At 68.7% G+C, this 16,902-nt stretch carries 14 protein-coding genes and 1 pseudogene; all 15 read left to right on the top strand.

Translation table 11 applies throughout. The features are described from left to right. Positions 1–117 precede the first annotated feature (117 nt). Positions 118–1,962, top strand: coding sequence for a tetratricopeptide repeat protein (locus ABD901_RS55285; protein WP_345143721.1), 1,845 nt, complete (start codon positions 118–120; stop codon positions 1,960–1,962). A 454-nt stretch (positions 1,963–2,416) separates the two neighbouring features. Further along, positions 2,417–2,746 (top strand): CU044_2847 family protein, encoded by a 330-nt coding sequence (locus tag ABD901_RS55280; protein WP_345143718.1) that lies wholly within the window; start codon positions 2,417–2,419, stop codon positions 2,744–2,746. Next, complete coding sequence (locus ABD901_RS55275) at positions 2,733–6,710, top strand: nSTAND1 domain-containing NTPase (RefSeq protein WP_345143715.1); 3,978 nt, start codon at positions 2,733–2,735, stop codon at positions 6,708–6,710. Before ABD901_RS55280 ends, ABD901_RS55275 begins: the two co-directional genes overlap by 14 nt. A gap of 1,325 nt (positions 6,711–8,035) precedes the next feature. Next, positions 8,036–8,179 carry a hypothetical protein gene (locus tag ABD901_RS55270; protein WP_345143714.1) on the top strand — a complete coding sequence of 48 codons (144 nt, stop codon included), beginning with the start codon at positions 8,036–8,038 and terminating at the stop codon, positions 8,177–8,179. 244 nt (positions 8,180–8,423) lie between these two features. Continuing rightward, positions 8,424–8,651 (top strand): hypothetical protein, encoded by a 228-nt coding sequence (locus ABD901_RS55265; RefSeq protein WP_345143711.1) that lies wholly within the window; start codon positions 8,424–8,426, stop codon positions 8,649–8,651. After that, entirely contained in the window at positions 8,629–9,147 is a 519-nt protein-coding gene (locus tag ABD901_RS55260; RefSeq protein ID WP_345143708.1) for a DUF6879 family protein, read from the top strand. The genes ABD901_RS55265 and ABD901_RS55260 overlap by 23 nt, the downstream gene beginning before the upstream one ends. Positions 9,148–9,171: 24 nt before the next feature. Beyond that, positions 9,172–9,321: pseudogene (locus tag ABD901_RS55255) on the top strand (helix-turn-helix domain-containing protein); the annotation flags it as partial. A gap of 159 nt (positions 9,322–9,480) precedes the next feature. Then, a complete protein-coding gene (locus ABD901_RS55250) occupies positions 9,481–10,032 on the top strand; it encodes a DUF5753 domain-containing protein (RefSeq protein ID WP_345143757.1) in 552 nt (183 codons plus the stop codon). 227 nt (positions 10,033–10,259) lie between these two features. Then, positions 10,260–10,913 carry a GOLPH3/VPS74 family protein gene (locus ABD901_RS55245; protein ID WP_345143705.1) on the top strand — a complete coding sequence of 218 codons (654 nt, stop codon included), beginning with the start codon at positions 10,260–10,262 and terminating at the stop codon, positions 10,911–10,913. Positions 10,914–10,980: 67 nt separating this feature from the next. Next, complete coding sequence (locus ABD901_RS55240) at positions 10,981–12,504, top strand: APC family permease (RefSeq protein ID WP_345143702.1); 1,524 nt, start codon at positions 10,981–10,983, stop codon at positions 12,502–12,504. Continuing rightward, on the top strand, positions 12,501–13,133 hold the full coding sequence (locus ABD901_RS55235) for a GNAT family N-acetyltransferase (RefSeq protein WP_345143699.1): 633 nt from the start codon (positions 12,501–12,503) through the stop codon (positions 13,131–13,133). The genes ABD901_RS55240 and ABD901_RS55235 overlap by 4 nt, the downstream gene beginning before the upstream one ends. Beyond that, the gene (locus ABD901_RS55230; protein ID WP_345143696.1) at positions 13,085–14,074 is read left to right on the top strand and encodes an SAM-dependent methyltransferase; all 990 of its coding nucleotides are present in this window, start codon (positions 13,085–13,087) and stop codon (positions 14,072–14,074) included. The genes ABD901_RS55235 and ABD901_RS55230 overlap by 49 nt, the downstream gene beginning before the upstream one ends. Then, positions 14,071–15,426 carry an outer membrane protein assembly factor BamB family protein gene (locus tag ABD901_RS55225; protein WP_345143694.1) on the top strand — a complete coding sequence of 452 codons (1,356 nt, stop codon included), beginning with the start codon at positions 14,071–14,073 and terminating at the stop codon, positions 15,424–15,426. Before ABD901_RS55230 ends, ABD901_RS55225 begins: the two co-directional genes overlap by 4 nt. A gap of 110 nt (positions 15,427–15,536) precedes the next feature. Next, a complete protein-coding gene (locus ABD901_RS55220; protein WP_345143691.1) occupies positions 15,537–16,526 on the top strand; it encodes an SAM-dependent methyltransferase in 990 nt (329 codons plus the stop codon). A 44-nt stretch (positions 16,527–16,570) separates the two neighbouring features. Next, positions 16,571–16,902: hypothetical protein (locus tag ABD901_RS55215; protein WP_345143688.1), on the top strand; the 332-nt coding region annotated here is incomplete at its 3' end.

Raw genomic sequence — 16,902 nt, 5'->3', positions numbered from 1 at the left:
CGCGGGAGCCGGCGCCGGCTGTGCGTTCAGACTGAGGTCCCCCGTACGGCCCGCTTCCGGTGCCGATGAGTGCCGACCGAGCCCCGGCGGAGGCGGATGAGGCATGCTGGTTCGGCGATGGATGCCGACGAGTCCCGATCAGAGATCCGGCGTGGTAGGTCGGTGGAACGTGCGGCCCTGCCCGCCGGGCCGGAACGTGATCTACGCGACGCGGTCTACCGGTTGTATGTGCAGGCCGACAGTCCCCGACTGGGCGATCTGGCTACGACGATCGCCAAGGATGATGATCTGCCTGGGTCGCCGGGCAAGGATTTGATCAGAAAGATCATCTCCGGTGACGGGATGGGGTCGCAGCAGGACACGGTCACCGTCGCAGTCGCGTTGGTCCGCGAGGCGGGTTGCGCCGACACCGCGATCGTTGCGGACCGGATTCGGTACCTGTGGCTCACCGCGAAGACCGCGCTCCCACCAGAGCCGGTGGAGCCACCGGCTCGGCTAGGTTGGCCGGTCAGTGGATGTGACCCGCTGATGCTGGAGGTGCACCCGGCGATCTCGATTCCCGGTATTGGATTGGACCCGCTGCCGGCCTACCTCCCACGGGAACACGACGAGTTGCTGCGGCAGGCGGCGGATCGGGTGATGGCCGGGTCGTCGACGTTGGTAACGGTGGTGGGTGGGTCGTCGACGGGTAAGACCCGGGCCTGCTGGGAACTCGTGCAGTACCTCGACGGGCGGGAGCCGGGTCGGTGGCGAGTGTGGCATCCGTATGATCCGACCCGTCCCGAGGCCGCTGCACAGGCGCTGGCCGGAGTGATGCCGTACACGGTGGTGTGGCTCAACGAGGCCCAGCACTACCTGTCCCCGCCCGACGCGCGACTGGGCGAGCGGATCGCCGCCGGGCTGCGCAGCCTGCTGCACGACCGTGCACGGGGGCCGGTGCTGGTGCTGGCCACCCTGTGGCCGCAGTACTGGTCGGCGTTGACCACCCGCCCAGAGGCGGGCGAGCCGGATCCGTGTGCGCAGGCCCGCGACCTGCTGGCGGGTACCGCGATCACCGTGCCGGACGCGTTCACTCCCGCCGAGATGACCATGCTGGACGCGGCGGGGGTCGATCCACGGCTGCGGCTGGCCGCCGACGACGCAGAGGGCGGCCGGATCACCCAGTACCTGGCCGGCGCCCCCGAACTGGAGAACCGGTACCGCACCGCGCCACCCGCCGCCAGAGCGATCATCCGGGTGGCGATGGACGCCCGCCGGCTCGGCCACCCGCTCGCGCTGCCACATGCCCTGCTGGAGCAGGCCGCACCGGCCTACCTCGACGACCACGACTGGGACAGCCTTGGCGAGGACTGGCTGGAACAAGCCCTCGCCTACACGGCCCGGCCGTGCAAAGGCGCCCGCGGACCGCTCACCCGCATCCGCATCCGCCCCAGCGATCCGAACCCCGCCGGTGGGCAGCCGTGCTACCGGCTAGCCGATTACCTCGAACAGACCGGCCGCAGCCAACGTGCCGGCGTCTATCCGCCCGACAGCTTGTGGAGCGCGTTTGCCGCCGTGGTTACCGACCCTGATCTGCTGGCGATTCTCGGTCGGCGAGCTGAGGCGCGGGGCCGGTACCAGCATGCGATCTGGCTGTACGCCCGCGCTGTCGACCTGGGCAGTGTTCACGCTTTGCAGGCTTTGTCCATGCTGCTGGAGCAGGCTGAGGATGCCGTCGCCGCCGAGGCGTTAGCACACCAGGCCGCCGACCGGGGCAGTACACAGGGACTGTTAGCCCTGGCCCGCCAGCGGGAGCGCGCTGAAGATGCCGAGGGCGCCGACGCCCTGTACCGGCAGGCAGTCGACCACGGCGACACGCACGCGCCGCTGATCCTGGCCAGACGGCGGAAGCGTGCCGGGGATACCGAGGGCGCCGACGCCCTGTACCGGCAGGCAGTCGACCGCGGCAACACCGGCGGCTGACTTCCGCCGCGGCCGGACGGGGTGTCTCCGGCTGGGGACGCGGCGAGGTGCATAGATAGTGTCCGATGCTACTGCCGCGGTCTCGTCGCTGCCGGGAAAGCGCGTGAACGTCGCGCACGGCATAGACCGTGACAGTCGACCAGCGGCCGACGGTCAGGTTCATGCGGCGTCGGCGCACGCAGATGGCCTGTGCGGTGTACGGGAGGACCTGCAGACGGCGGATGTCCGTAACGGCCGTGGGCTCGTGTAGATGTCCGTTGCGCTCCCTCACGCGCTTCGCCAACGGCAGCGCATCAGTGCAGGGTCAGTCCGTTGGGCGACTGGACGACAAATGGAGTGACTGAAGTTCCGAGCGCACTGATAGCCGAGGGAACGTCGAACCATGTCCCTCTGCGGCTGATCTCGCTATGGTCGACCCAAAACTCGGAAGGTGCTTCCTATGGACTCTGTGCGAGTGCGTATCCCCGTGGACGCGGGCATCGACGGTCAGGTGCAGTACATCGAAGCCGAGATCGAGCCCGGACCGGGCGTCACCCTCGCCTCGGGCGGGAAGCTCCAGGAGGCGAGCTGGTCGCTGGCCGAGGCATTCGATCGAGTGGGGCCCGCTCTCCACGTCGTCCTGACCAAACTCCGCTCCCAGCTGCGTGCACCGAAAGAGGTCGAGATCGAGTTCGGCCTGAAGCTCGGCGGCGAGGCGGGGGTGATCTTCACAAAGGGCACCGCCGAGGCATCGTTCACGGTAACCGCACGATGGGATGGTGCGGGCGAAGATGCCCCAGCCTGAGCACGGCATCGTCCAGGTCCTTGACGACGGCGCGCAGGCCGTCGGGCTTGGGTTCGTCGTCGGTCGGCGCCAGGTGATCACCTGCGCGCATGTGGTGAACTCCGCCCTGGGCCGGGACCAGCGGGAGGTGGCAGCGCCGCCGGACCGGCCGGTCTGGCTGCGCTTCCCCTTCTCCGGCGAGGAAGTGGTGCGGATTGCGCGGATTGCGGTCTGGTCGCCGCATCCGGCGGAGATGTTCGAGCTCGCTGACGTTTGCGGTCTGGTCCTATCCGAACCCATGCCGGAACCGGCCCTGCCGCTCACGTTCGCCGACGAGGGCAGCAGCCCTGCCACGGTGCAGATGTGGGGACCGTCGCCGTTGCGCGAGACCGGCGGGCACGTGACAGGTGAGTTGCAGGGCGCGGTCGACGCGGTGCGATTGCAGGTGGACCAGCAAATCGGCGGAGCCTTCGTGGCTCGAGCCGGGTTCAGCGGCGGTCCGGTCTGGAATCGCGCTACCGGCCAGGTGGTCGGCATGCTTCAGGCGGTCGGCCGGGAGGACGTTTATGTCATCCGGCCTGATGTGCTGCTTCAGGCCTGGCCTGATGTGCTCTTCCGTCCACCGCCTTCGCCGTATGTCGGGCTGCGCGCCTTCGGCGCGAACGACCGTGGGGTGTTCTTCGGACGCGAGGAGTTCGTCGGAACTCTGGTAGCCGACGCCGCGCGGATCCCCCTCATCGTGGTGATGGGTCCGTCGGGGAGCGGAAAGTCCTCGACGATCGACGCCGGGCTGGTGCCTAGGCTCACCGCCACCGGTCGCACCGCCGCGGTGCGGATGCGTCCGGGCCGAATGCCTGCGCGGGCGCTCGCGTGGGCGCTGTGGCCCTCGGAGGACCCGGACGCTGGGGTGGCTAGGCTTCGCGCGCACGGCTTGCGTCACTGTGTCAGACAGTTCCTGCGGCAGGCGGGGTTCGATCGGTGTGTCATCGTCGTCGACCAAGGCGAGGAGCTCATCACCCGCGCAACGGAGGACGGCTTCCTCGACCTTCTCGATGAGATGATTCACGGAGAGTCCGACCACGCCGGACCTCCCGACATCGTTGTCGCGATGACCATCCGCGCCGACTACTTCGGCCAACTTATCGTCGCCCACGAGCGGGTCGGCGACTACGTGCGCGAACATGCACGCACCCTGAGACAGATGTCGGAGCCCGAGCTGCGCGCGGCGATCTCCCAGCCGTTGCTGAGCACTCCTGCGCCTCGGATCGGGATCCGGGAGTCGCTGGTCGACCAGCTCTGCGCCGACTTTCGCGGCCGTCCCGGCGAGCTTCCTCTCCTGCAGTTCGCGCTGACCCGAGTATGGGAGGCGCAACGCGACCGTGAGCTCACCTTGGAGTCCTACCAGCGGATCGGCGGCACGGCCGCGCTCGCCCAGTACGCCGACGAACGCGTCGCGCTTCTGTCCGAGATCGAGTTGGCGGCGGCCAGGAGGATTCTGACCAGTCTCATCCTGCCGGGAACCGAGGACGTCGGCCGGCCGGTCGCCCGGTCCGAGCTACGCGATGGAGATTGGCCGATCGTCGAGCGTCTCGAACAGGACCGTCTCGTCGTGACCAAGAGGTCAGGCCGCGAAGATGCGCAGCAGACGGTCGAGGTCGCCCACGAAGCGCTGCTGCGGGGCTGGCACCGGCTCCGCGAGTGGCTTCATGACGACCGCGAGTTCCGTGAGTGGCGCCTGGGCACTGCTTCACTTCAGAACACCTGGCTGGACAACGGCAAGGACCGCAGTCTGCTGCTTCGCGGGCCGGTCCTCGCCCGCGCCGAGGCGATGGTCTCCTCCCACCCCGAGGACACGCACGGTGTGCGCCCGTTCGTCGAAGAAAGCCGCGCCGCTGAGGATGCCGAGGAACGGCATCGGCGAGACCTAACGGCTCGAGCCGAGGCATTGCATCTGTCCGCCAGGGCGGAGCTGGCAGATGTCACGTCCCACCTCGGCAGGGAGGAGGCGCTACTGCTCGACATCTGTTCCCTGCGACGCTTTCCAACGGTAGAGGCCAATCGGGCGCTGCACCGCAGAGCCAGCGGTTCCACGATTCTGCTGTCCCGATTCCAGGCGGTAGACGATGACCATCTGGGTTGTCTGGCATTCCATCCCCATGCGGACGTCCTGGCCGCCGCCTCCGGCGATTCCACCGTCCGAGTGTGGGATCTCGCGACCGGACGAGAATTACATCGCCTTACGAAAGCGGTGTTCACAAAGGTGACAGCCGTTGCCTTCGATGTTGCGGGAACGCGGCTCGCGATCGGCTATCAATACCTGGACACCGAGGTGTGGGACCTCGCCACCGGACGGCAACTGAACCAGCTGGCCTATGAAGGATCGGTCGAAGGCCTGGCCTTCCATCCCGACGGCACGCGTCTGGCCACCGGCGGCGACCGGATCACGCGCGTCTGGGATCTGTCGAAGCACGAAGGGACAGTGGTTCAGCGCATCGAGCACAGGGCGAACTCAGTCGCGTTCGACCCCGAGGGGTCCCTGCTGGCCACTGCAGGGTTCGACCACTCGGCGCGAGTCTGGGACCTGGCGACCGGAACCGAGTTGACCCGTCTGGACCACGAGAAAACAGTGACAGTCGTGACGTTCTCCTCCGAGGGGAAAAGGTTGGCGACCGCCTGCGCCGATATGCACGGCCGCCCTGACACCGTAGCCCGAGTGTGGAACCTGGACACCGGGCAAGTGAGCCGTCAGCTGGCCTTCGACGCCTCCTACGGCAGCTACGATGTAGCGTTCCATCTCGACAGCGATGTCGTAGCCACTCGTGGCACAGACCGCACGGCGCGCGTGTGGGCCCTGGACACCGGCGAGGAGCTGCATCGACTCATCCACGACAGCCCCGCGTATGCGGTAGCGTTCGACCCGGACGGGCGACATGTGGTCACCGGCACCGCCGATGGGGCGATCCTGCTGTGGGACCTCAACACGCATCTGGAGACCTTCACCGCCCCTGCTGATGATGATCGCTGGTTCGACGATGCGGCCCTCCACCCCGACGGCACCAGAATGGCAGCAGCCTGCCACGATTCCGCACTGGTATGGGATCTGAGCACCGGCGAGGAACTGCACCGGCTGCACAGCCGCGAGGTCCACAGCGTCGCATTCGACCCCACAGGTCCGCGCTTGGCCATCGGCACCCGGGCCGCGTCAGTCTTGGATCTGGAGACCGGGCAGGAGCTGCACCGGTTCTCCCACCGAAGCATCGTCAACGGTGTGGCCTTCCATCCCGACGGGACTCTCCTGGCCAGTTGCAGCAGCGACGGCACCGCACGGCTATGGGATTTGGAGACGGGGCAAGAGTCCGTTCGCCTGCCGCACTTCGCAGGAGCCGGAGACGAGGACACCCGGGACGACGGGCCGTCGGTCACGGTGTACGCGCTGGACTTTGACCAGGATGGCGGACGAATCGCCACCGCCAGCAGCGACAACTCGGCCCGAGTGTGGCAGCTGCCCGCCGGCCGCGTGATCCACCACCTCGCGCATCCCAGGATCGTGCAGGACGTAGCGTTCCATCCTAGCGGCGCATTACTGGCCACCGCCTGCGAGGACGGCATCGTGCGTGTGTGGGATATGACGACCGGCACCGAGGTCCGCAGGTTCACCACCGACGTCGCGCTGTATGCGGTTGCGTTCGATCCTCTCGGCGCACGGCTCGCCGCTGGAAGCCACGGCATGACCCATGTGTGGGAAATGAAAAACGGCGACGAGACCCACCGCCTCTACTCCGCTGGGTTCCTCCGTAGAGTGGCGTTCGACGCGTCCGGCGTCCGCCTCGCTACAGCCGACAAGACCGTCCATATCTGGGACCTCCGCACGGAGGCCCTCATCGAACAGGCCCGAGCCCGGCTGACAAGGAATCTGAATCCGGACGAATGGCATCGCTACCTGCCGGGCCAGGCCTACCAGAAGTTCCGAGAGGACTTGCCCTGATCTCGTCGCGGCCTGAGAGTACGAAGATCGTTAACTGGAGCCAAAACCAGCCTGTAGGCCCCGTTGCGTTGTGGGATCGGCAGACGTGTTGAACCCCGTGTCGGGTCCTCGGTCAGATCGCTTCGGCGAGTTCGGTGAACGCAGCCGCGATCCTGTGCCTGCCGAGAGGCCGTCCGCGCAGGTCGGGCGGCATGCTCGTACTCGCGGAGCACACCGCCGAGGCGGTTACGTCGATGGATGTTCAGGTGGGCGAGTCGGTCCGGATCGCTGATCGGCTCGGGCAGCGGCGCGCGTCGTCGGGCGTTGGCGATGCGGTGGTGCGGCCTGTGCTCGTTGTAGAAGACCTCGAACTGACGCAACGCGTGCAAGCAGATGGCGCTGGTTCCAGATCAGGGTACGGTCGAGCAGCTCGCGCCGGCAGGTCCGCACCCAACGTTCCATGACAGCATTCATACGGGGAACCCGGACGCCACTGAGCACGACCGTGATGCCGGCGTCGGCGAGGATCGTGTCGAACGGGGGTGGGTACTTGCCGTCCCGGTCCCGGATCAGGTACTTCACTCGGCATCGTGCATCCTCGAGGTCCATTACGAGGTTGCGGCGGCCTGGGTCACCCAGGCGGTGGTCGGGTGGGCGGTCGCGCCGAGGACGCGGATTCGGGGGGGCTGGCGTGCTTCGATGACCGCGAGGACGTAAATCGGGGTGCCGGTGGGCGTGGTCGTCTCGATGAAGTCTGCGGCTAGCAGCGCTTCGGCCTGCGAGCGGAGAAACTGGGTCCAGGTGGTGGCCGCGCGGTCCGGGGTGGGATCGATGCCGGCCTCGCGCAGGATTTCTCAGACCGTGGATGCGGCGACAGCGATCCCGAGTGTGAGCAGCTCGCCGTGCACCCGCCGGGACCCCCACCCCGGTTGGCTGGTTCGAACCGGACCCGCTGCCGCTCGAGTTGGCGGCGCTGCACCGCGAGCTGGTGGTGTAACGCGAGGATCTCGGCGTCCTTGTCCCGGTCGCTGCCGGGCAGCAGTCGAAGTAGCGCGAACGCGTTGGTGATGCCCATGTACGCCAGTCGTAGCAGCATGGGGCGGCATCATCGCGGAGTCACCAACGACGATGAGCAAGAGGACACGCGAGGAGGTGAACCAAGATCGGCACCGACGATTGAGATACCCGCTGGCCAGCGCGGACGTCCTTTCGGCGGACACAATGCGGCGGCACGTCGGACCTTCCTGATTCGACTTGATCCAACCGGCACCATCCGGATGATCGTGGTCGTCAACGGTCCCGCGCGGCGCGCGGCCTGGACCACCAAACCGGCCTAGGGAACGCCCATGATCGACATCCAGGAACGTCGCTACGACACGAACCTGCAGTCAGTCTCTCCGCCGTGCATGGTGACAGCAGCGGCCCGCGACGGCCCCGACGCACCTGCCGCGCCCGTCGCCGTCAACAAGCAGCTACCTGCCGCACCTTGACGTTGCAGCCCTGACCGACGCAACCGCTGCACTCACCCTGTTCGCCGGTCACATCGCCCCATACGTCCGCGGACTTCCGACCCAATGCCGGTGAATCATGGAACGTCGGCGGCTGGCCTGGCGCCTAACCCCCGGGCCGCACATTCACAGCAGGCGACCGCGAGCGCACGGCTTGTGATATCGACTGTGCTGGACAAAACTCGTCCGTGCATCTTCGGGCATCCAACGAGTGAAGGAGACCAAGGTGGCGCTACAGTTCCTCGGCAAAGATCCGGACAGCTCGCAGGACCAATCGCCGACCTTGTACCTCGATGACGAGACAGGGCACTACATCATCCAGGGATGGAAGGTCGCTGACGCCGAACGGCTGGCGCAGTTGAACGTCCCCGAGCACGAGACTGTGATCGAGTTCCCGCGGCGCATGATGCAGTTCTTCCTGGAGGTGAGGGATGGCGCGGAACCCAAGGATTGACGAACTGCTGCGCGGCTGCGCCCACTCCGCGGTGCACCTCGAAATGCGCGATGGCTACATGCGCAGCGACCCGATGTTCGTCGCCTGGCAGCAGGGCCAGCATCCGGATCCTGATGACCGAGACGCATGGTGGGACTCCTGGTGGCAGCTGACAGCTGACATCGTTGCAAGTGGAGTCCAGATGCAACGGGCGCGAGTGGTGTCCGAGCCGATCAGCGACTACATCCGGTTCGAATACGACGTGACGTTTATGAACATCGCCGCAGGTGAAGCGGTGCGGTGGCTGCCTCGTCGGCGCGCATCCGACCTTGCGCTTCCCGGCAACGACTTCTGGGTGTTTGACGGACATACCGTGATGATCAACCACTTCTCCGGTGACGGGGAGGGGGCTGGCCAGGAGTTCAGCACCGACCCGGCGTTGATCAAGCTCTGCGAATCGGCGTTCCAGACGGTGTGGGAGCGCGCTGTGCCGCACGCCGAGTACCACCCCTCCTGATCGAAGCGGCTAGTCGGCAATCCAGTGCGTTCACAGTCATCGAGCGTTCAGCAGGCGCGGCAGGGCCTTGCGGACCGCCTCCGTGAGATCCGCCTCGGCGCGGGTCTCACGGGTGCGCGCCTCGCTGCTCTTGCGGGCTGGCACCGGACCAAGATCAGCAAGATTGAGTATGTCGTGATCAGCCCGTCGGCCGATGACATTCGAGCCTGGTGCAACCACTGCGGCCAGCCTGAACTCATCCCAGACCTCGTGGCGACCCTTAACGCCGTCGAGGGCATGTTCGTCGAGTGGCGACGCTTGGAGCGAACTGGCCTCCGAGTCGTTCAAGACTCCATGACGCCGCTGTGGGAGCGTACGAGGACGTTCCGCATCTACTCGTCGTTCGTCGTGCCCGGGCCGGTGCAGACCCGTTCCTACACCGTGGCGGTGCTGAGGGCGCTCGCCGCGCGGCGGCGTATCCCCGATGACATCGAAGCGGCCACGCGCGTCCGCGAGGAGCGGCAGCGCTTTCTCCACGAAGGCGACCACCGGTTCGCGATTGTGCTTGAGGAGAGCGTCCTGCGAAACGCCATCGGCGGCGTAGAAACCATGACGGGCCAGTTGGGCCACCTGCTTGCGGTGAGCTCCCTGCCGTCGATCTCGCTCGGCATCGTTCCGCAGAACGCCGACCGGAGCGCCACGTGGCCGATCGAGAGCTTCTGGATGTATGACGAGAAGCAGGTCGGCGTCGAGCTGGTTTCGGGCTACCTGACGATCACACAGCCAACCGAGATCAGCATGTATGCGGGGATGTTCGCCGAACAGACTGCGGTGGCGGTCTATGGGGCGGCGGCCCGATCCTTGATCAGCGAAGCGCTGGCAGCGTTCGACAATACGATGCGGTAAAGGCCGTGCACACTCGTGCACACTCATTGAGCCGTCGACCTAGCCGCGCCTACCGTCACCCGTGTCCGGTGGGTCCCAATTCCCAGTCCGCGGCTCACCGGGCCCGGAGCGCGGCGGCGCGAAGGTCGGCGGCAGCACAGTCGCCCCGGCTGAAAACTCCGCCACGAGGCCACGAGCCGCCGCGCCTCCCCAATGGGAGTATCTGCGACGCACGGTGGGGAATGACGATGGCACCGCTCGACCCTCGGCTACCTCCTGCCGACGCGTTCTACTTCATCGCGTACGAGGCGACGCGCAGACGACGGTCCGGTTCACGGGTGGTCCGGATCGGTCTCGGTGCGGCGGTGCTGGGCGAGCTGGTCATGGCCGGTGGTCTCGCGGTGGACGGTGGTGGCCGGGTTCACGTCCGGCAGCGGGCGCTGCCGGATCCGCTGCTGCGGGATGTTCTCGACCTGATGGTGATGCAGCCGCAGCACCGCGAGCTGTCTGTCTGGATGGCGTTCCTCGCCGAGGAGGCCGAGGACTGGATCGTGCGGCGGCTGCGGCAGCAGCGCCTCGTCCACGACGTGGTCGAACGGCGGTTGATCGGTTCGGTGCGGGTGACCGTGCCGGCCGATGCGAACGAGGCGGCATGGGAATCGCTTCGGCTCGAGCGGCTGCTGAACACCCGTACCCCGATGGTGCTGGCGGACTCCTTCCTGACCGGGCTGGTCGCGGCGACCGGTCTGATCAACCACGTGCTGTGGAATCCGGAGACGTCAGTGGTCGGCCGCGCCGTCGTGCCGGACGTGATCGCGGCGCTGCCACCGGAACTCCTTGCCGTCGTCAGGCAGTGCGAAGCCGCGGTCGGGCAGACCGTGCTCGCCCCGCGACCGGCGTAACCCCCGACCGAGCCGTGCCTGGCACCAGTGCGGCCCGAAGCATTGACATCTATCGATTGGATTTGTGATGCGTCGATCCAGGACCAGCACCCGCCACGACATCGTCGCGCAGACGCTGGCCCGTAACCGGCTGGGCGTGCCCGCCGTCGTCTTCTTCGTCCTGGCGGCCGCCGCGCCGATGACCGTCGTGGCCGGCGGCGCGACCACCGGCTGGGCGGTGACCGGTGTCAAGGGCATCCCCATCGCCTACCTGGCGATCGCCGCGGTCCTGGCCATGTTCTCGGTCGGCTATACGGCGATGAGCCGCAGGATCGTCAACTCCGGGGCGTTCTACAGTTACATCGCCCAGGGTCTCGGCCGGGTGGCTGGCGTGGCTGCGGCGTTCGTGGCGCAGTTGGGCTACAACACGATGCAGATCGGCCTGTACGGCGGTTTCGGCCCGGTCCTGGCGGGTCTGGTCGCCGACCGGTTCGGCTTCACGGCGCCGTGGTGGCTGTACGCGCTCATCGCCTGGGCGATCATCGGCATCCTCGGGGTGATGCGCGTCGACATCAACGGCCGTGTCCTCGCGGTGCTGCTGGTGGCCGAGATCGCCATCGCCGTGCTGTACAGCGTCGTCGAGGTCGCCCACCCGGCCCGCGGCCAGATCACGGTCGACACGCTCGCACCGTCGTGGCTGCTCAGCAGCGACATCGGCGCCGGCCTGGCCACGGCGATCGCGGGGTTCGTCGGCTTCGAGGCGACCGCGGTCTACGCCGAGGAAACCAAAGACCCCCGCCGCACGGTGCCGCGCGCCACCTACCTGGCGCTGCTGGTGATCGGCCTGCTGTACAGCGCCAGCTCCTGGGCGATGTCGGTGGCCGCCGGACCCGAGCAGATCGTCGACCGCGCCCGCAAAGACAGCACCGAACTGATGTTCAACCTGGTCAGCCCGTACCTGCACCGGCTGTGGCTGGACGTCGGCCACATCCTGTTCGTCACCAGTCTGTTCGCGGCCCTGCTGGCCTTCCACAACACCGTCGCCCGCTACTCCTTCGCCCTGGGCCGCGAACGCGTCCTGCCCGCCTGGCTCGGCAGCACCGGCCGGAACAACGCCCCGACGTGGGGCTCGATCACCCAGACGGTCCTCGCCGGCGCGGCGATCGTCGTCTACGCCGCCACCGGTGTCGACCCGATCGTCTACATGTTCTTCTGGCTGACCGTGCTCGGCGGCCTCGGCGTGCTCATCCTGATGACCGCCACCTCGATCGCCGTCATCGCGTTCTTCGCCCGCCGCGCCAACCGCACCGACATCGGCCTGTGGAGCTGGGTCGTGGCCCCGGCCGGCGCGACCGCCGCGCTGCTGTACGTGCTGTGGCTGACGCTGACCAAGTTCGACGTACTTTTGGGCATCACAGATCCCGGTTCGCCGTGGCCAGTGATCCTGCCGGCGTCGTTCGCCGTCGCCGCGCTGCTCGGCGCGATCTGGGCGCTGCTGATCAAACTGACCCGCCCGAGCACGTACGCCACCATCGGGCTCGGCGCCGACAGCGCCACCGCCACACCAACCGCCGCCCCGACAACCGCCCTCGCCACGGGCGGTGCCCGATGACCGCCGACCGGCCGGACTTCGGCATCACGCAGGCGACGCCGGCCCACGTTGAGCCGGTCACCACCGCGCTTGCCGAGGCATTCTTCGGCGGCGATCTGGCGCCGTGGCTGGTCCCCGATCACGCCACCCGCGCCAAGGTCTACCCGATGTACTTCCGCATCTTCGCCGAGTACTTCCTGGAACACGGCCGGGTCGACGCCACCGCCGACCTCAACGCGGTCGCACTGTGGTTGCCGGTCGACGACCACCTCTGGATCAAAATCCCCGACTACGACGTGCGCCTGGCGAAAGCGACCGGCACCGCCATGGCACGATTCGCGATGCTGGACATGACCCAGGACGCCCACCACCCGACGCTCCAGCCGCACCTCTACCTCGCCTTCCTGGCGGTACGTCCCGAGCAGCAGGGCGAGGGCCGCGGCGCCGCGCTGCTCAACCACGGGCTCGACCTGGCCGATCAGGCGAGGCTGCCGGCGTATCTGGAGGCGACCGGCACCCGCAACCAGGGCCTGTACCACCGGCACGGCTTCAACCTCCGCGACGTCGTGTGGATCCCGGGCGGGCCGTACCTGTACCCGATGTGGCGGCCCAGCGGCGCGCCGAGAACACCCCGGCCGCCGTCGCCATGATCGACACGTCGACTCCGCACCCGGCCCGCCGGTACAACTACTGGCTGGGCGGCAAGGACCACTTCGCCGCCGACCGCGAGTCCGGCGACGCCATCGCCGCCGTGTTCCCGCACGTGCGTGAGGCCGCGCTGCAGAACCGGTGGTTCCTGCAGCGTGCCGTCGCTTACCTCGCTGGCCAGGCCGGTATCCGGCAGTTCCTCGACGTCGGTGTCGGAATCCCGCTGTCACCCAACACCCACGAGATCGCCCAAGACTTCGCACCCGACTGCCGGGTCGTCTACGTCGACAACGATCCGATCGTCCTGACCCATGCCCGAGCGCTGCTCACCAGCGACCCGGCGGGTGCCACGGCCTACGTCGAGGCCGATCTGCGTGACCCGGCAGCGATCCTGGACGACCCCGGCGTGCACCACACCATCGACCTGTCCCAGCCCGTCGGGCTGTTGCTGGTCGCCGTCCTACACTTCCTCGACGACGACGAGGCAACCCGCGCGGTGGCCGAGCTGCGCGCCGCGCTCGCACCGGGCAGCTACATCGTGCTCAGCCACGGCACCACCGACTACGTGAGCGTCGAGACCGCGGCCAGGATCCCGGCCTTGCAGCAAGACAACGAGGTCCGCTTCCAGCCGCGGTCCCGCGAGCAGGTCGCCGGCTTTGTCGCCGGGCTGTACGCCGTCGACCCGGCCCCACCCGCACCAGGCACGGTGGCACCCCTGGTGCCGATCGACCGGTCCGGGCCGCAGCTGGTGTCGGTCGTGCGGTGGCGGCCCGACCGTAGCGCGCATGATCTCCCGCGGGACGAGGATGTCGCCTGCTACGGCGTCGTGGCCGGCATGCCCGACGGCGCGACACGGCCAGCCGGGGCGATGCCGGCGGCATCACCGGTCGCGTCGACGGACGTGACCAGCAGGGACGCCAACCACGAACCGGGGCGCGGATGACAACGACCGGCGCCAGGACGAGCAGCAGCGGCTGTGCCGTAGCGGTGCTCCTGGCCGTCGCGGTGCTCGCCGCCGGCTGCACGCTGCCGACGGGGCACGACCCCGTGCCGCCGGACGAGGGCGGCCGCAAGGCCCCGGTGTGGGCCACCCCGCTGCCCGACGACGTCGGCGCCCCGCTCGAGGCCGCCCTCGCCGGCGACGCCGTCGTCGTGCGCGCCGAGCACGGCGTCGCGGTCCTCGACGCCGCCAGCGGCGCCATACGCTGGCGGCACTCGACCGGCACCGCCACCGCCGGCGTGACGATCGCCCGCGCCGGCATCGTCCTGGGCGCCAAGCGCGGCTCCGCGCGCGTGCTCGACCTCGCCACCGGCGCCGACCGCGCGACCGTGCCGGGGACCTTGGCGGCGGCGACGGCCGACTCGGCGTACACCATCGAGGCCACCACCGCCGGCAACACCGTCACCGCCGTCGACCCCGCCACCGGCCGCCCCCGCTGGACCCGCACGCTGCCCGGCCACGGCTCCGCCGAGGTCGCCCGCGGCGTCACCGCCCTGCAGGGCACCACCCCCGCGTCGCTGCCCGTCGTCACCACCGAGTCCGCCCACAGCCGGATCACGTTCCTCGCCACCGCCACCGGCGCCGTCATCGCCACCCGCGACACCCAGGACCCCCGCGGCGTCGAGCTCGCCGCGCCCGGCATCGTCCTCGCGCACGACCCCGCCGCGCGCAACTGCCCGGTCCTGCTGCAGGCCTACGACGCCCGGACCGGGGCCGAGGCGTGGCAGCGCCGGATCGGCCAGTGGCGCCTGTCCCGCACCGGCGACACGCCGTCGTGCACGACGCCCGGGTACGTCACCGTCGCCGGCGACAGCCTGCTCACCCTCGACCCCGACGAGCACCCGCAGCTCGCACCCCTCGACACCGGCCAGCCGGCCTGGACCGGCGCGGCGGGCGACTACCCGATCGCCGTGGCAGGCCCGGTCGTGGTCACCCGCACCTGCCACGGCACCGGCCCGCTGACCGGCATCGACCTGACCACCGGCAAGATCCGCTGGTCGACCCCGTTCGACGGGCACGACACCAATCCGGCGGGGACGGCGAACCAGGAGTTCGCCCTATCCGGGACCACCCTGTACCTGACCCTGGACCGCCTCGACCCGATCCCCGGCGCCGCCCCGAAGGTCCAGGTCGCCTACGCCATGACCGCCATCGACACCGCCACCGGCCGTCGCCTGTGGACCACCACTCCCAGCATCCGCCTGTGCGGCACCGCCGCGGACGGCGCCTTCGGCTGCCAGTCCGCGGGCCCGTCGGGCGGCGACTACCGCAACGAGGTCCACCGCTACCGCTGAGGCGGGCACGGCAGGCGCACGGTGAACACCGCCCTGCCGGCACTGCCCTCACCTGGCCCATCCGCCAGGCCGTTGCCAGCTGTAGAACACCAACACGGAGGAGAGCCCAGATGGACACCCTGGACTGGCTACGCGACGCCGATCCCACCGTCCCGAACGCCGCCCGCGCCTACAACTACGCCATCGGCGAGCCCCACAACCTCCACGCCGACCGGCAATTCGCCGAGGACATCCACCAGGCATCGGGCCGGACCTTTCTCGCAGAGGCGCAGGCCAACCGGGCGTTCGTGCTCGACACGGTACGGACACTGTCCCACGACGCCGGCATCCGCCAGTTCCTCGACATCGGATGCGGCGTCCCGACCCGCACCAACGCCCACGATGCCGCCCCCCACGCCGACATCGTCTACGTCGACATCGACCCCGTCGTGGTCGGCCACTGCCGCCATCTGTGGTCCGGCCACCCACGCATCGGCGTCATCCACGGCGACGTGCGCCAGCCCGAGCAGATCCTGCGCCACCCCGACGTCACCGCCCGGCTGGATCTCACCCAGCCGATCGGCGTGCTGCTGGGCGCGGTCCTGGACTTCGTCGCCGACCCCGGCGACGCCGCCGGCATTCTCACCCAGCTCGCCGCCGCAGCCGCCCCCGGCAGCTACCTCGCCCTATCCCACAGTCTCGTAACCAGCCGCAACATCGCACAGCAGGACCGCGTCCGCCGCCTGTTCCGGCAGACCGCGACCCCGCTGTACCCACGAACCGCAGCACAACTGCACACCATCCTCGACGGCTGGTCACGCACCGAGCCCAACCTGAACCCGATCACCCACTGGCACCCCGAACCACTGCACCTCGACCGGCACGCCCCGATCGGTGCCATCGCCATCGTCGCCCGCAACCGGCCATGCCGCTCCCGTCCGCCCGCCGGCCCGTGCCAAGGCAGCCGTCCCCCGCGACCCGAAACCGCAGACCCGGCCCCGGCCTCGGCGCCGCTCGCGCCTGTCACTCACTGCGACGACGACGGCCCTGCCGCAGCGCAACACTCGCGGCATAGAAAGATGTTCTGCGTGTCGATGCAGGACGTGGGAACGTCCCCCTGATGCGCTTGTCGGGCTTGGTGTCCCATCGCAGGAGGAGGACGTTCATGGGTAACGGTAGCGGTGTGTCCCGCGGTGATCGCAACCGCAACGCGCGGCTGGCTCGGTTGCGGATGCTGGTCCCGCCTGTGAACGCGATCGTCGGTATCGACTTGGCGGATAGGAAGCAGATGGTCGTGGTCACCGACCATGACTCGAAAGTGTTGGCACGCAGGACATTCCGGTGCCGCGCCTGGGATCTGGGTGTGGCGTTGGACTGGGCGGGGAAGCAGGCCGCGGTGAAGGGCTTCGCCGGCGTGACGGTGGCGTGCGAACCGACCGGTCACCGCTGGCGGGTGCTGGGTCAGCTGGCCGGGGAACGGAGCATGCCGTTCGTGTG

Origin of the sequence: Dactylosporangium darangshiense (genome assembly GCF_039537565.1) — a bacterium.
GTDB lineage: Bacteria > Actinomycetota > Actinomycetes > Mycobacteriales > Micromonosporaceae > Dactylosporangium > Dactylosporangium darangshiense.
Note: the sequence above shows the minus strand (reverse complement) of the source record. Positions and strands in the feature narration are given on the sequence as shown.

Bases quoted from the DNA above. Each gene is read 5' to 3' on its own strand.
- ABD901_RS55285 (WP_345143721.1), top strand. From the start codon at position 118: ATGGATGCCGACGAGTCCCGATCAGAGATCCGGCGTGGTAGGTCGGTG.
- ABD901_RS55275 (WP_345143715.1), top strand. From the start codon at position 2,733: ATGCCCCAGCCTGAGCACGGCATCGTCCAGGTCCTTGACGACGGCGCG.
- ABD901_RS55270 (WP_345143714.1), top strand. From the start codon at position 8,036: ATGATCGACATCCAGGAACGTCGCTACGACACGAACCTGCAGTCAGTC.
- ABD901_RS55260 (WP_345143708.1), top strand. From the start codon at position 8,629: ATGGCGCGGAACCCAAGGATTGACGAACTGCTGCGCGGCTGCGCCCAC.
- ABD901_RS55250 (WP_345143757.1), top strand. From the start codon at position 9,481: ATGACGCCGCTGTGGGAGCGTACGAGGACGTTCCGCATCTACTCGTCG.
- ABD901_RS55245 (WP_345143705.1), top strand. From the start codon at position 10,260: ATGGCACCGCTCGACCCTCGGCTACCTCCTGCCGACGCGTTCTACTTC.
- ABD901_RS55240 (WP_345143702.1), top strand. From the start codon at position 10,981: ATGCGTCGATCCAGGACCAGCACCCGCCACGACATCGTCGCGCAGACG.
- ABD901_RS55235 (WP_345143699.1), top strand. From the start codon at position 12,501: ATGACCGCCGACCGGCCGGACTTCGGCATCACGCAGGCGACGCCGGCC.
- ABD901_RS55225 (WP_345143694.1), top strand. From the start codon at position 14,071: ATGACAACGACCGGCGCCAGGACGAGCAGCAGCGGCTGTGCCGTAGCG.
- ABD901_RS55220 (WP_345143691.1), top strand. From the start codon at position 15,537: ATGGACACCCTGGACTGGCTACGCGACGCCGATCCCACCGTCCCGAAC.